This window comes from Streptomyces malaysiensis subsp. samsunensis, from assembly GCF_024519315.1.
Taxonomy (GTDB): domain Bacteria; phylum Actinomycetota; class Actinomycetes; order Streptomycetales; family Streptomycetaceae; genus Streptomyces; species Streptomyces malaysiensis.
Map to the genome: position 1 here is coordinate 20,896 of NZ_JANIIC010000060.1, position 12,857 is coordinate 33,752.

The 12,857-nt window shown below is 70.2% G+C and carries 12 protein-coding genes; 2 read left to right on the plus strand and 10 right to left on the minus strand.

Going from position 1 to position 12,857, the window contains the following annotated elements; genetic code table 11:
• Window positions 1-35: 35 nt before the first annotated feature.
• Complete coding sequence (locus tag NQU54_RS37640) at window positions 36-626, minus strand: dienelactone hydrolase family protein (RefSeq protein WP_257634920.1); 591 nt, start codon at window positions 624-626, stop codon at window positions 36-38.
• A 131-nt stretch (window positions 627-757) separates the two neighbouring features.
• On the opposite strand from NQU54_RS37640, the gene NQU54_RS37645 reads away from it, so the two are divergent.
• Complete coding sequence (locus tag NQU54_RS37645) at window positions 758-1,894, plus strand: mechanosensitive ion channel family protein (protein ID WP_257634945.1); 1,137 nt, start codon at window positions 758-760, stop codon at window positions 1,892-1,894.
• 15 nt (window positions 1,895-1,909) lie between these two features.
• On the opposite strand, the gene NQU54_RS37650 is transcribed toward NQU54_RS37645, so the two are convergent.
• The 4 genes from NQU54_RS37650 to NQU54_RS37665 form a co-directional block, all read right to left on the minus strand.
• Window positions 1,910-2,374 (minus strand): GNAT family N-acetyltransferase, encoded by a 465-nt coding sequence (locus NQU54_RS37650; protein ID WP_093706715.1) that lies wholly within the window; start codon window positions 2,372-2,374, stop codon window positions 1,910-1,912.
• A complete protein-coding gene (locus NQU54_RS37655; RefSeq protein WP_257634921.1) occupies window positions 2,371-3,312 on the minus strand; it encodes an RluA family pseudouridine synthase in 942 nt (313 codons plus the stop codon). Before NQU54_RS37655 ends, NQU54_RS37650 begins: the two co-directional genes overlap by 4 nt.
• Window positions 3,313-3,467: 155 nt before the next feature.
• The gene (locus NQU54_RS37660; protein WP_257634922.1) at window positions 3,468-4,052 is read right to left on the minus strand and encodes a signal peptidase II; all 585 of its coding nucleotides are present in this window, start codon (window positions 4,050-4,052) and stop codon (window positions 3,468-3,470) included.
• Between the two features lie 71 nt (window positions 4,053-4,123).
• Window positions 4,124-4,945, minus strand: a complete 822-nt coding sequence (locus NQU54_RS37665; protein WP_257634923.1) for a TraR/DksA family transcriptional regulator — start codon at window positions 4,943-4,945, stop codon at window positions 4,124-4,126.
• A gap of 597 nt (window positions 4,946-5,542) precedes the next feature.
• On the opposite strand from NQU54_RS37665, the gene ileS reads away from it, so the two are divergent.
• Entirely contained in the window at window positions 5,543-8,680 is a 3,138-nt protein-coding gene (ileS, locus tag NQU54_RS37670) for an isoleucine--tRNA ligase (protein ID WP_257634924.1), read from the plus strand.
• A 337-nt stretch (window positions 8,681-9,017) separates the two neighbouring features.
• On the opposite strand, the gene NQU54_RS37675 is transcribed toward ileS, so the two are convergent.
• From NQU54_RS37675 to pgeF, 5 genes are all read right to left on the minus strand, one after another.
• A complete protein-coding gene (locus tag NQU54_RS37675; RefSeq protein ID WP_251771664.1) occupies window positions 9,018-10,199 on the minus strand; it encodes a DivIVA domain-containing protein in 1,182 nt (393 codons plus the stop codon).
• Between the two features lie 49 nt (window positions 10,200-10,248).
• Complete coding sequence (locus NQU54_RS37680) at window positions 10,249-10,545, minus strand: YggT family protein (protein ID WP_014060001.1); 297 nt, start codon at window positions 10,543-10,545, stop codon at window positions 10,249-10,251.
• A gap of 82 nt (window positions 10,546-10,627) precedes the next feature.
• The gene (locus NQU54_RS37685; protein WP_069870166.1) at window positions 10,628-11,248 is read right to left on the minus strand and encodes a cell division protein SepF; all 621 of its coding nucleotides are present in this window, start codon (window positions 11,246-11,248) and stop codon (window positions 10,628-10,630) included.
• Window positions 11,249-11,371: 123 nt separating this feature from the next.
• Window positions 11,372-12,091, minus strand: coding sequence for a YggS family pyridoxal phosphate-dependent enzyme (locus NQU54_RS37690; protein ID WP_099013435.1), 720 nt, complete (start codon window positions 12,089-12,091; stop codon window positions 11,372-11,374).
• A gap of 3 nt (window positions 12,092-12,094) precedes the next feature.
• Entirely contained in the window at window positions 12,095-12,835 is a 741-nt protein-coding gene (gene pgeF, locus NQU54_RS37695) for a peptidoglycan editing factor PgeF (RefSeq protein ID WP_257634925.1), read from the minus strand.
• Window positions 12,836-12,857: the final 22 nt, after the last annotated feature.

Consider the following 12,857-nt stretch of genomic DNA (forward strand, 5'->3'; position numbering starts at 1 on the left):
GCGGCGGTTCACGGGCTCAGCGGCGGTTCACGGGCTCAGAGGTCGGCCAGGAAGCCGAGCGCCACCCGCCAGGCGGCCTCGGCGGCCTCCTTGTCGTAGTCCGGCAGCTCGGGGTCGGTGAAGATGTGCCCGGCCCCGGTGTAGCGGAAGACCTCCACATCGGCACCGGCCCGCCGCATCCGCAGATACCAGGCGTTGAGCCAGTCGTGCGGTTCGAACGGGTCGGGGTCGGCCACATGCAGCTGCACCGGCAGGTCGTCGGCCGTGGCGTCGTCGACGATGTCCGAGGTGCCGTGCAGCAGAAGCAGTCCGCGCGCCTTGTCGTCGGCCAGCGCCAGGTTCTGCGCCAGGGAGCCGCCGAGCGAGAAACCTGCGTAGACCAGCCCGCGGTCCGAATAGGGCGCGGCGGCGGTGACGGCCCGTTTCAGCAGCTCGTCGCGGCCGATCCGCTCTTTGATCACCATGCCGTCCTCGACGGTCTCGGCGGTCTGCCCCTCGTAGAGGTCCGGTACGACCACCTCATGCCCGGCCGCGCGCAGCCGGTCGGCCGCCTCGTGCACGGCGGGCCGCAGCCCGTACGCGGAGTGGAACAGCACAATCGTCGAGGTACCGGCCACCGCCGTCACTTTCCTTCCCGTTTCACTTTCCGTGGATCGCCCCCTCCCATCGTGCCAGTAGCGGTCTGAGGATGCCTGATCCGGGGAAGGCGGGGCAGGACGCCCGGAAGTCTCCCCAGGAAAGGATGAGGTAGGTGTCCATGGAGGACGTGCTGCGTCCGCTCATCGTCATCGGCGGCTCACTGGCCATCACGCTGTTCATAGGCTGGGCCGTCGACTGGCTGCTGCGGAGGATCGATGCCCGGCATCCCGAGACCCCCCTATGGGGCCAGCTGCGCCGCTGCCGACTCCCTCTCCAGGTGACCGTGTGCACGGCGCTGCTGAGCGGTTCGTACGACAAGACGGAGGCCCGGGTCGTCCAGCAGCACGGGTCGGCGATCGGCCAGTTGCTCGCGCTGGTGCTGATCGCGGCCACGGCCTGGCTCATGGTGCGGGTCTCCTCGGCCGTCGTGGAGTCCTCCTACTTCCGCTACGCCTCCAGCGCGCACGACCCCGCGCGGGTGCGCCGGGTGCGCACCCAGGTGACGCTGATCCAGCGGGTGGTGGCCGCGGTCGTCGGCGTGGTGGCGGCCTCCGCCATGCTGCTGACCTTCCCGACGATGCGTACGGTCGGCACCTCGATGCTGGCCTCGGCCGGGATCCTCGGTGTGGTCGCCGGTGTCGCCGCCCAGTCCACGCTGGGGAACCTCTTCGCGGGGCTTCAGATCGCCTTCGGCGACATGGTGCGGATCGGCGACACGGTGGTCGTGGACGGCGAGTGGGGCACGGTCGAGGAGATCACGCTGACCTTCCTGTCCGTACGGACCTGGGATGAGCGCCGGATCACCATGCCGGTGTCGTACTTCACCAGCAAGCCGTTCGAGAACTGGTCGCGGGGCGGCACCCAGAAGGTGGCCACCGTCCTCTTCCACCTCGACCACACCACGCCGATCGAGGAGATGCGGGAGCAACTGCGCGAGATCGTGCGGAAGTCCCCGGCCTGGGACGGCCGGAACTGGAACCTGGTGGTGACGGACACCACCCCGAGCACCATCGTGGTACGGGCGCTCATCACGGCACGGGACCCGGACGACGCGTGGGCCGCGCGCTGTGAGGTGCGCGAGAAGATGATCGCGTGGCTGCGGGACACCCATCCGTACGCCCTGCCGCGCATCGCCACCGCCCCGGCCGCCCAGCCTCCGCAGGCCGCGCCGGACCGCGACCGCCGCCATGACCGCCACGATCACTTCGCGCGCTTCGAGGGCGGGCTGCACAAGGACGTCCCGCCCGCCCGGTGAGGGCTCCGCGGGCCGCTAGACCGCCCGGCGCATCGCCCGGTGCGGGATGCCGCTGCCCTCTTCGAACTCGGGGCCGTACGCCTCGTAGCCCAGCCGCTCGTAGAAGCCGAGCGCATGGGTCTGGGCCTCCAGATAGACCTGGGCCAGACCGCGCCGGTGCGCCTCCGCCTCGACGGCCCGGACCAGATCGGCGCCCAGCCCGGTGCCGCGCGCCGCCCTGGTCACCGCGAGGCGGCCGAGCACGGCGGTGGTGGCGCCGTCCACACCGGCGTGGCCGTACTTCTTGTCCGCGGCGGCACCGTGCAGGAAGCGGACGGTGCCCACCGGGCGGCCCGCGCCGTCGGTGGCCAGGAGGTGGACGGCGTGCTCGTCGTACGCGTCCATCTCCTCCTCCACGGGGATCCGCTGCTCCACCACGAAGACCTCCCGGCGCACCGCGAAGCAGCCGGACAGGTCCCCGTCGGTGACGACCTCGATCACGCGCTCTCCGCCTTCACGATGTCCAGCGCCCCCCGCAGATCGTCCGGGTAGGCGCTCTCGAACTCGACCCACCCGCCGTGCGCGGGGTGCTCGAAGCCGAGCCGCACGGCGTGCAGCCACTGCCGGGTCAGCTTCAGCCGCTTGGCGAGCGTCGGGTCCGCGCCGTAGGTGAGGTCGCCGACGCAGGGGTGGCGGTGGGCCGCCATATGCACCCGGATCTGGTGGGTGCGGCCGGTCTCCAGCTTGATGTCCAGCAGGCTCGCGGCCCGGAACGCCTCGATGAGGTCGTAGTGGGTGACGCTCGGCTTGCCCTCCGCCGTCACCGCCCACTTGTAGTCGTGCTGCGGATGGCGCCCGATCGGGGCGTCGATGGTGCCGCTCAGCGGGTCCGGATGGCCCTGGACCAGCGCGTGGTAGCGCTTGTCCACGGTGCGCTCGCGGAACTGCTGCTTGAGCACGGAGTACGCGAGCTCGGACTTGGCCACGACCATGAGCCCGGAGGTGCCGACGTCCAGCCGGTGCACGATCCCCTGGCGCTCGGCGGCGCCCGAGGTGGAGACGCGGAAGCCGGCGGCGGCGAGCCCGCCGATCACGGTGGGACCGGTCCAGCCGGGGCTGGGGTGGGCGGCGACACCGACCGGCTTGGCGACGACCACGATGTCCTCGTCGTCGTACACGATCTCCATGCCCTCGACGGGCTCGGCGACGATCCGCACCGGCGGCGCGGCCTGCGGCATCTCGACCTCGAGCCAGGCGCCCCCGGAGACCCGGTCGGACTTCCCGGCCACACTGCCGTCGAGCTGCACCTTTCCGGCGGCGGCCAGCTCGGCCGCCTTGGTCCGGGAGAAACCGAACATGCGGGCGATCGCGGCATCGACGCGCTCGCCCTCCAGACCGTCCGGTACGGGCAAGGTGCGGATCTCGGGAATCGTACTCACCCGACGAGTATGCCGGACCGGGAGCACCGGTTCGTACGTCCGTCGGAGACCGGCCGTCCGGCCCTCTCCCGGGCCGGGCGGATATCAGTCCCTGCTCCCGGGCCGGAGCGATGTCAGTCGTCGCGGACCGTGCGTCGGTCCTTGTGGACCGTGTGTCAGTCCTTGTGGACGGTGCCGTCCGGGTCCAGACCTCGGAAGGACAGGATCACGATCAGGAAGCCACCGCAGACGATCGCCGAATCGGCGAGGTTGAAGACCGCGAAGTGGGAGGGCGCGATGAAGTCCACGACCGCCCCCTGGAGGTCCCCCGGCGCCCGGAAGATCCGGTCGGTGAGATTGCCGAAGGCGCCGCCGAGCAGCAGCCCGAGCGCGATGGCCCAGGGCAGGCTGTAGAGCTTGCGGGCCAGCCGGGCGATCACCACGATGACCCCGACCGCGATCACCGTGAAGACGATGGTCATAGCCTCGCCGAAGCCGAAGGCCGCCCCCCGGTTGCGGATCACCTCGAACTGTAGCCAGGTGCCGATCACCTCGACCGGAGCGTGGTGCTCCAGCTTCGCGACCACGGCCAGCTTGCTGACCAGGTCGATCAGATAGGCCAGCGCCGCGACCGCGAGGAGCACCCCGACCCGCCGCCGCCCCCTGCCCGCGGTCTCATCGGCTCCGGCAGCGCTGGTCCCGGCGCCCTCCTCTGCCTTCCCCGCGTCCGGCGTACCGATGGCCTGCTCCGCCTCTGTCACGTGAGTCCCTCAACTCGTCCGGGCCAGTCTCCCCCTGTGAGGGTCGAGGGTACGGCACAGGCGTACGGGCGTCAGCGCCGCTCCTGGCGCTGCTTGCACTCGACGCACAGCGTGGCTCTGGGGAACGCCTGCATCCGGGCCTTGCCGATCGGGTTGCCGCAGTTCTCGCACAGCCCGTACGTCCCGGTGTCCAGCCGCTCCAGGGCTCGCTCGGTCTGGAGCAGCATCTCGCGGGCGTTTCCGGCCAGGGCCATCTCATGCTCGCGGGTGATGTTCTTGGTGCCGGTGTCGGCCTGGTCGTCACCGGCGCCGTCACCGGAGTCGCGCATCAGCCCGGTGATCGCCTGCTCGGAGGCGAGGATCTCGGTGCGCAGCCGGCCGGCCTCGGTCAGCAGCCCGCTGCGCGCCTCGTCCACCTCCTCGGCCGTCCAGGGGTCCTCCCCCGGGCGAACCGCGAGCTCACTGGGGTCGACGGGTCCGCCCGACACACGGGCCTTGGGTACGGGGGGCGCGGTCGTCGTGGCCTTCTTGTCGGTCGACGCACCACCCGGGGTCTTCTTCGCAACCACTTTCCTGGCTCCCGTCTTCTTCGCGGGCACCGCCTTGTCGGCGGATGCGGCCTTGTTGTCCATGGCCTTTCCGGCCACGGTCTCCCCGGCCGCGCCCTCCTCGGTCGGCGCGACCGCCTCGGCGGATGCGGTCTTCCCGACGGGCGTCTCCGACTTCTTCCTCGGTGCGCTCTTCTTCGCCGCCTTGGCGGCGCCTTGCGCGGTCGCCCGGGTGGGCGCCGCGGTCTTATCGACGGCCTTCTTGCCCGAGGCGCTCTTCTTGCCGGGCGCGGCCTTCGTCGCCTTCGCCGTGCTCTTCTGCACGGTGGTCTTTCTCGCCACCATGGCCGCGGCCCCTTCACATATTGTGATCTTGCGCGCGAATCGTTCCGGAACGATAAATCGACTTCGGACGGGCGGCAACGGGGCACGCCGCCCGATTCGCCCGGCTTGCCCGTACGACAACCCGGTCTCCACCGTTGTGCCCCACTCCGCGCCCGGTAATCCGTCCGGGTTCCGGTACCCGGGAGTGACCCAGCGTGACGACCCTGACAACGACGCCCGGCGTATCGCCATTCGGGTCGGTCCCCGCGGCCGCTGGTCCCCCGATCGGCCCAGCGCCCTGATCGGTCGGCCCCGGTCTCCCCGGCCCCGTACACTGGAGCGCAGCGAAAGGCGTGGATGGGGACGAGTAGCGTCGTAGGCGGCCCAGAGCGACCCGGGGACGGTGTGAGCCCGGGGGCAGGCGCGATGTGAAGGATCACCCCGGAGCCGCCGGAAGAACGCCCCCCGGGGTCAGTAGAACCGGCATCGCGATCCCAATGAGGGGGCCGGGAGCCGACCCGCTGCCGGCCAAGGAGGGTGGTACCGCGGGAGCGCACGTCTCTCGTCCCTCCGACGGAAACGGAAGAGCACGTGTCCGCCGGAGGAAGAAGAGCCCCGATGACGCCGCAGTACCGCCAGGTGCCCGCCCAGGTCGACCTGCCCGCCCTCGAGCACGCCGTGCTCGACTTCTGGCAGGAGAACAAGATCTTCGCCCGTAGCCTCGAACAGTCCGAGGGACGGCCCGAGTGGGTCTTCTACGAGGGCCCCCCGACCGCGAACGGCATGCCGGGCGCCCACCACATCGAGGCCCGCGTCTTCAAGGACGTCTTCCCGCGCTTCCGCACCATGCGCGGCTACCACGTCGACCGTAAGGCGGGCTGGGACTGCCATGGCCTGCCGGTCGAGCTGGCGGTCGAGAAGGAGCTGGGCTTCAACGGCAAGAAGGACATCGAGGCGTACGGCATCGCCGAGTTCAACGCCAAGTGCCGGGAGTCCGTCACCCGGCACACCGACGCCTTCGCCGAGCTCACCACGCGGATGGGGTACTGGACCGACCTCGACGGCGCGTACTGGACCATGAACCCCGAGTACGTCGAGTCGGTGTGGTGGTCCCTGAAGGAGATCTTCAACAAGGGGCTGCTGGTCCAGGACCACCGGGTGGCCCCCTGGTGCCCGCGCTGCGGCACCGGGCTGTCCGACCACGAGCTGGCCCAGGGCTATGAGACGGTCGTCGACCCCTCGGTCTTCGTCCGCTTCCCGCTGACCTCGGGCCCGCTGGCGGGCGAGGCGGCGCTGCTGGTGTGGACGACCACACCGTGGACCCTGGTCTCCAACACCGCCGTGGCCGCGCATCCGGGAGTGCGCTATGTGGTCGCCACCAACGGCGAGGAGAAGCTGGTCGTCGCCGAACCGCTGGTCGAGAAGGCGCTCGGCGAGGGCTGGACCACCACCGGGGAGTCCTTCACCGGCGCCGAGATGGAGCGCTGGAGCTATCGGCGCCCCTTCGAGCTGGTGGAGATCCCCGACGCCCACTTCGTCGTCAACGCCGAGTATGTGACGACCGAGGACGGCACCGGTCTGGTCCACCAGTCCCCCGCCTTCGGCGAGGACGACCTGCTGACCTGCCGTGCCTACGGTCTGCCGGTGGTCAACCCGGTGCGCCCGGACGGCACCTTCGAGGAGGGCCTCGACCTGGTCGGCGGGCAGTTCTTCAAGAAGGCCGACGAGGCGCTGACGGCGGACCTCAAGGAGCGCGGGCTGCTGTTCCGGCATGTGCCGTACGAGCACAGCTACCCGCACTGCTGGCGCTGCCACACCGCGCTGCTCTACTACGCCCAGCCGTCCTGGTACATCCGCACCACCGCGATCAAGGACGCGCTGCTGCGGGAGAACGAGAAGACCAACTGGTATCCCGAGTCGGTCAAGACCGGTCGCTATGGCGACTGGCTCAATAACAACATCGACTGGGCGCTGTCGCGCAACCGCTACTGGGGCACCCCGCTGCCCATCTGGCGCTGCGCCGAGTCCCATCTGACCTGCGTCGGCTCCCTCGCCGAGCTCTCCGAGCTGACCGGCACCGACCAGAGCGGTCTGGACCCGCACCGGCCCTACATCGACTCGGTCACCTTCGGCTGCGCCGCCGACGGCTGCTCGCTGACGGCCGAGCGGGTGCCCGAGGTCATCGACGCCTGGTACGACTCGGGCTCGATGCCGTTCGCGCAGTACGGCTACCCGTACCGGAACAAGGAGCTCTTCGAGCGGCGCTACCCGGCGCAGTTCATCTCCGAGGCCATCGACCAGACCCGCGGCTGGTTCTACACGCTGATGGCGGTCGGCACGCTCGTCTTCGACAAGTCCTCGTACGAGAACGTGGTCTGCCTCGGTCACATCCTGGCCGAGGACGGCCGGAAGATGTCCAAGCACCTGGGCAACATCCTTCAGCCGATCCCGCTGATGGATCAGCACGGCGCGGACGCGGTGCGCTGGTTCATGGCCGCGGGCGGCTCGCCCTGGACCGCCCGCCGAGTGGGCCACGGCACCATCCAGGAGGTCGTCCGCAAGACGCTGCTCACCTACTGGAACACGGTCGCCTTCCAGGCGCTCTACGCCCGCACCTCGGGCTGGGCGCCCTCCGCGGCCGACCCGGCCCCGGCCGAGCGGCCGCTGCTGGACCGCTGGCTGCTCGGCGAGCTGGGCACGCTCACCGAGCAGGTCACCGAGTCCCTGGAGGCGTACGACACCCAGCGCGCCGGAAAGCTGCTGTCGGCCTTCGTCGACGATCTGTCCAACTGGTACGTGCGCCGCTCCCGCCGCCGCTTCTGGCAGGGCGACACCGCCGCGATGCGCACCCTGCACGATGTCATCGAGACGGTCACCCGGCTGATGGCGCCCCTGGTGCCCTTCATCACCGAGCGCGTCTGGCAGGACCTGGTCGTGCCGGTGACCCCGGAGGCCCCCGCCTCGGTGCATCTGACCAGCTGGCCGGAGCCGGACCGGTCGATGATCGACCCGGCCCTCTCGGCCCAGATGGCGCTCGTGCGGCGCCTGGTGGAGCTGGGACGCGCGACCCGCGCGGAATCCGGTGTGAAGACGCGCCAGCCGCTGTCGCGCGCGCTGGTCGCCGCCTCCGGCTTCGAAGCCCTCGGCGCCGAACTGCGCGCCCAGATCGAGGAGGAGCTGAACGTCTCCTCGCTGGCGTCGCTGAGCGAGGTCGGCGGCTCGCTGGTCGACACCACCGCGAAGGCCAACTTCCGCGCCCTGGGCAAGCGCTTCGGCAAGGGCACCCAGCCGGTCGCCAAGGCGATCGCGGAGGCCGACGCGGCCGGGCTGTCGGTCGCGCTGCGCGAGGGCACGGCGTCGGTCACCGTGGACGGCGAATCGGTCGCCCTCTCTCCCGACGAGGTCATCATCACCGAGACCCCGCGCGAGGGCTGGTCGGTCGCCTCCGACGCGGGCGCCACGGTCGCCCTCGACCTGGAGATCACCCCGGAGCTGCGCCGCGCGGGTCTCGCCCGCGACGCGATCCGGCTGATCCAGGAGGCCCGTAAGAACAGCGGGCTGGATGTGGCCGACCGGATCGCGCTGCGCTGGCAGTCGGCCGACGAGGAGCTCCGCCAGGCCCTCATCGACCATGCCGAGCTGGTCGCGGACGAGGTCCTCGCGATCGACTTCGCCGCGGGCGAGGCCGACGCCACCTACGGCACCCCCTTCGAGGACACCCCCCTGGGCCTGACCTTCCGTCTCCGCAAGGCATAGCCCTCCGCCAACCGGGGCTCCGCCCCGGACCCCGGCCCCAAAGCGCCGGACGGGCTGACTTGCCCCGGCCCGGCGTTCTGCCCCGGGCCCTGGTTCTCGGTTGCCGGACGGGCTGATTTCAGCCCGTCCGGGGGCACCTCCCAGCGATAGCTGGGGGAGATTGAGGACACGCCCGGAGGGCGTCCGGGGGCCGGGGCGGAGCCCCGGTTGTGGGGAGGGGCGGGCAGGGGAAAGCTCCCCGGCAGACCGTACGCATGGCGAAGGGCCGGGCCCCAGGAACGTGTTCCTGGGGCCCGGCCCTTGTGATTGCCGAACGCTCCGCGCTACGCGGCCCGCGTCAGTTGTCGTCCTCGTCGATGAGGAAGCCCCGCATCGGGCTCGGCGCCTGCTGCATCGGCTGCGGACTCTGCGGCCGCACCGGTGCCATCGGCTGGGTCATCGCGGGAGACATCGGCTGCTGCCCACCGTAGGACGGCGCTCCGCCGTTCGGGTTGTGGCCGCCCATGGACTGGTTGCCGCCCATGGTGTGGCCGCCCATCGTGCCGGCACCGGCCGAGGCCATGGAGCCGCTCATCGAGGGGGACGGCGGCAGCGAGGCCGTCGCCGGGGTGCGCGGCGGGGCGAGCGAGTCGTCGGCCTGGTTCTCCAGCTGGCGCAGCTGGCTCTCCAGGTACGACTTCAGCCGTGTGCGGTACTCGCGCTCGAAGCCGCGCAGATCCTCGACCTTGCGCTCGAGCGTGGCGCGAGCGGACTCCAGGGAGCCCATCGCGACACGGTGCTTCTCCTGCGCGTCCCGCTCCAGCGCGTCGGCCTTGGCGCGGGCGTCCCGCTCCAGGCCCTCGGCGCGGCTACGGGCCTCGCCGACGATCTTGTTGGCCTCGGAACGGGCCTCCGCGATCGCCTGGTCGGCGGTCTGCTGCGCGAGCGAGAGCACGCGCGCGGCGCTGTCGCCACCCGGGCCCTGCCCAGGCTGCGGCAGCTGCGGGCCACCGGGGCCGCCAGGACCGCCGGGCCCACCGGGGCCGCCCATCGGGCCGGGGCCACCGGGACCGCCCATCGGACCACCCATGGGGCCGCCGGGGCCCATGGGGCCGTTCTGACCCATCGGACCGTTCTGGCCCATCGGGCCGGGTCCGCCCTGCTGCATCGGGCCGGGGCCGTTCTGCCCCATCGGACCTGCCGGCAGCTGCGGGGCCCCGCCCGGGAGTTGGGGCGGGCCACCCATCTGCTGCTGGCCGGGCGGCACCGGCTGCGGCGGTCCCGATATGGCGGCGGGCACAGGTGCGCCTGGCCGCTCCTGCTGTTCGGGAGGCTTGCGCATGCCTTGTTGCTGGCTCTGGGCGGCGGCGCGCGTCGCGGCGGCCAGCTTGGCCCGCAGGTCCTCGTTCTCCCGTAGCAGCCGGGTCAGTTCGGCTTCGACCTCGTCGAGGAAGGCATCGACCTCGTCCTCGTCATAGCCTTCTCGGAGGCGGACGGTCGTGAACTGCTTGTTCCGCACGTCCTCGGGGGTCAACGGCATCTCTACTTCACCTCAACGTAGTCGTCGGCAATCGGCAAGACCGTATCGTTCACACCCTGCTCGCAAAATTGCTCACGACGGTGATCAGGATCCAGACGATGATCATCAGCACGAAGAAGGACAGGTCGAGCGCCACACCCCCGAGACGCAGCGGCGGAATGAACCGCCGCAGCAGCTTGAGTGGCGGATCGGTCACAGTGTAGGTGGCCTCGAGGATGACCACCATCGCCCTACCGGGCTGCCACGAGCGCGCGAACTGGAAGACGTAGTCCATCACAAGCCTGAAGATCAGCACGATCAGGTAGCAATAGAGCGCGATGTAGATCACCTGTAGTGCGATGCCCATCCCGCGCGTCCCTCTCCCCTGGTTCGTACCCGGCCTTTCGGCCTCGGATGACTCGGTGTTGCCGGTTTGCCGTTTTTGCGTCTCAGCTCTGGTTGAAGAACCCGCCCTCTGCGATACGGGCCTTGTCCTCCGCCGTGACATCGACGTTAGCAGGAGACAACAGGAACACCTTCTGCGTCACCCGCTCAATGCTCCCATGGAGACCGAACACAAGACCGGCGGCAAAGTCGACAAGTCGCTTCGCATCCGTGTCGTCCATCTCCGTCAGATTCATGATCACGGGAGTGCCCTCACGGAAGTGTTCCCCGATAGTACGGGCCTCGTTGTAGGTCCGGGGGTGCAGTGTGGTGATGCGGTACGGCTCCCGCTCGGACACAACCTTGGGCATGATCACTGGCGCGTTCTTCTCCAAGTTCTGACGTTCAGGTGTGATGGACGCCACGGGGGCAATTCGCGCGGGTCGCCCGGTTTCCACCGCAAGCGGAGCGGGTTCACGTTGTGCGGGAGGGTGGACGACTCGCACAGATTCGCCCCTTTCCGGCCGCGGTTCGGGCTCCACTACCTGATGCCGCCGACGGTCCCGCTCCCGGTCGGGCTCCGGCTCGGGCTCGAACTCGTCGTCGGGGTCGAATCCCCGGCCGTCGTACCCATCGTCCTCCACGAGGCCGAGGTAGACCGCCATCTTGCGCATCGCGCCGGCCATTCTCTGCGTCCTCCGCTCTGTGGTGGATCGGCTCCGCCACCGGATGCCATGGATCCACGTGGCCCGCCCGCCTTTTGACGGGAATGACCATATTTTCTGCTGTGGTCCGACTTCTTCGCGACGTTACCGGAGCCTGGGTCGGACTCCGAGTACCGCAGTGCCGACGCGCACATGTGTCGCTCCCGCCGCCACCGCTTCCTCCAGGTCCGAGCTCATCCCCGCCGAGACCATGTTGGCAGCCGGATGGGCCACGCGCAGGCGGGATGAGATTTCCATCAGCCGGTCGAACGCCGCCCGCGGCCGCCCCTCGTAGGGACCTGCCAGCGGGGCGACGGTCATCAGGCCGTCGAGCCGGAGCCCTTCGGCCTCGGTCACGGACTCGGCGAGCCGTTCCACTCCATCCGGTCCCACCCCTCCGCGCGCCCCCCGCTCACCGGAGTCCGCGTCGAGCGCGACCTGAATCAGGACGCCCAGCTCCCGCCCGGCCCCCACAGCCGCCCGGGAGAGCGCGTCGACCAATCGCTTACGATCGACAGATTGCACCACATCGGCATAACTGGACACGGAACGCACCTTATTGGTCTGCAATTGCCCGACAAAGTGCCAGATCAACGGCAGATCCGCGCATTCCGCAGCTTTGGGGGCGGCCTCCTGGTCGCGGTTCTCGGCGACATGCCGTACGCCGAGTTCCGCGAGCAAACGGACATCGCTCGCCGGATAGGTCTTGGTGACCACGATCAGGGTCACCTCTTCACGCTTGCGACCTGCCCCGGCGCAGGCGGCAGAGATACGTTCCTCCACCAGGGTCAGATTCGCGGCCAGTTCCGTCTTGCGATCCGTCACAGCTCAGCCGCCCAACCAGACATAGCTCGCGAGCCGCCCCGTGGTGCGCTCGCGCCGGTACGAGAAGTGGTCCGCCGACTCCAGGGTGCAGATGTGAGATTGTCCATCCCGCTCATCCATCCGCACACCGGCGCGCACCAGTTGGGCCCGTACTCCGGCCACCACATCCACCGCCGGGGTACCCCAACTGGTCTCGGCCCACGCCTCGGGCACCGCCTGCGCGACATCGGCGCGCATATCCGCGGGAACCTCGTAGCAGCGGCCGCAGACCGCGGGGCCGATACGGGCAACGATCCGGGCAGGCTCGGCGCCCTGTTCGGTCATCGTCTTCATCACCGCCGGGACCACTCCGGCGACCAGTCCGGGCCGACCCGCGTGGGCGGCGCCGACAATTCCAGCCACCGGATCGGCCAGCAGCACCGGGGTGCAGTCGGCGGTGAGGACGGCCAGGGCGAGGCCCCGACTCCGTGTCACCACCGCGTCCACCGCCGGAATCTCACCGTCCGACCACGGTCCTTCGACCACCGCGACATCCCGGCCGTGCACCTGGTTCATCCAGACGACCGCCGCCGGGTCCAGGCCCATCGCCTTGGCGGCCAACTCGCGGTTGGCCCGTACGGCCTGGGGGTCGTCGCCGACCGCGCCGCCGAGATTGAGCTCTTCATACGGAGCGGCGCTCACCCCACCCCACCGGTCGGTGAAGGCGAAGTGCGCGCCGCTCGCGTCGTGCTGTTGCGCTATCACGTCTGGTTCACTTCAAAGTCGC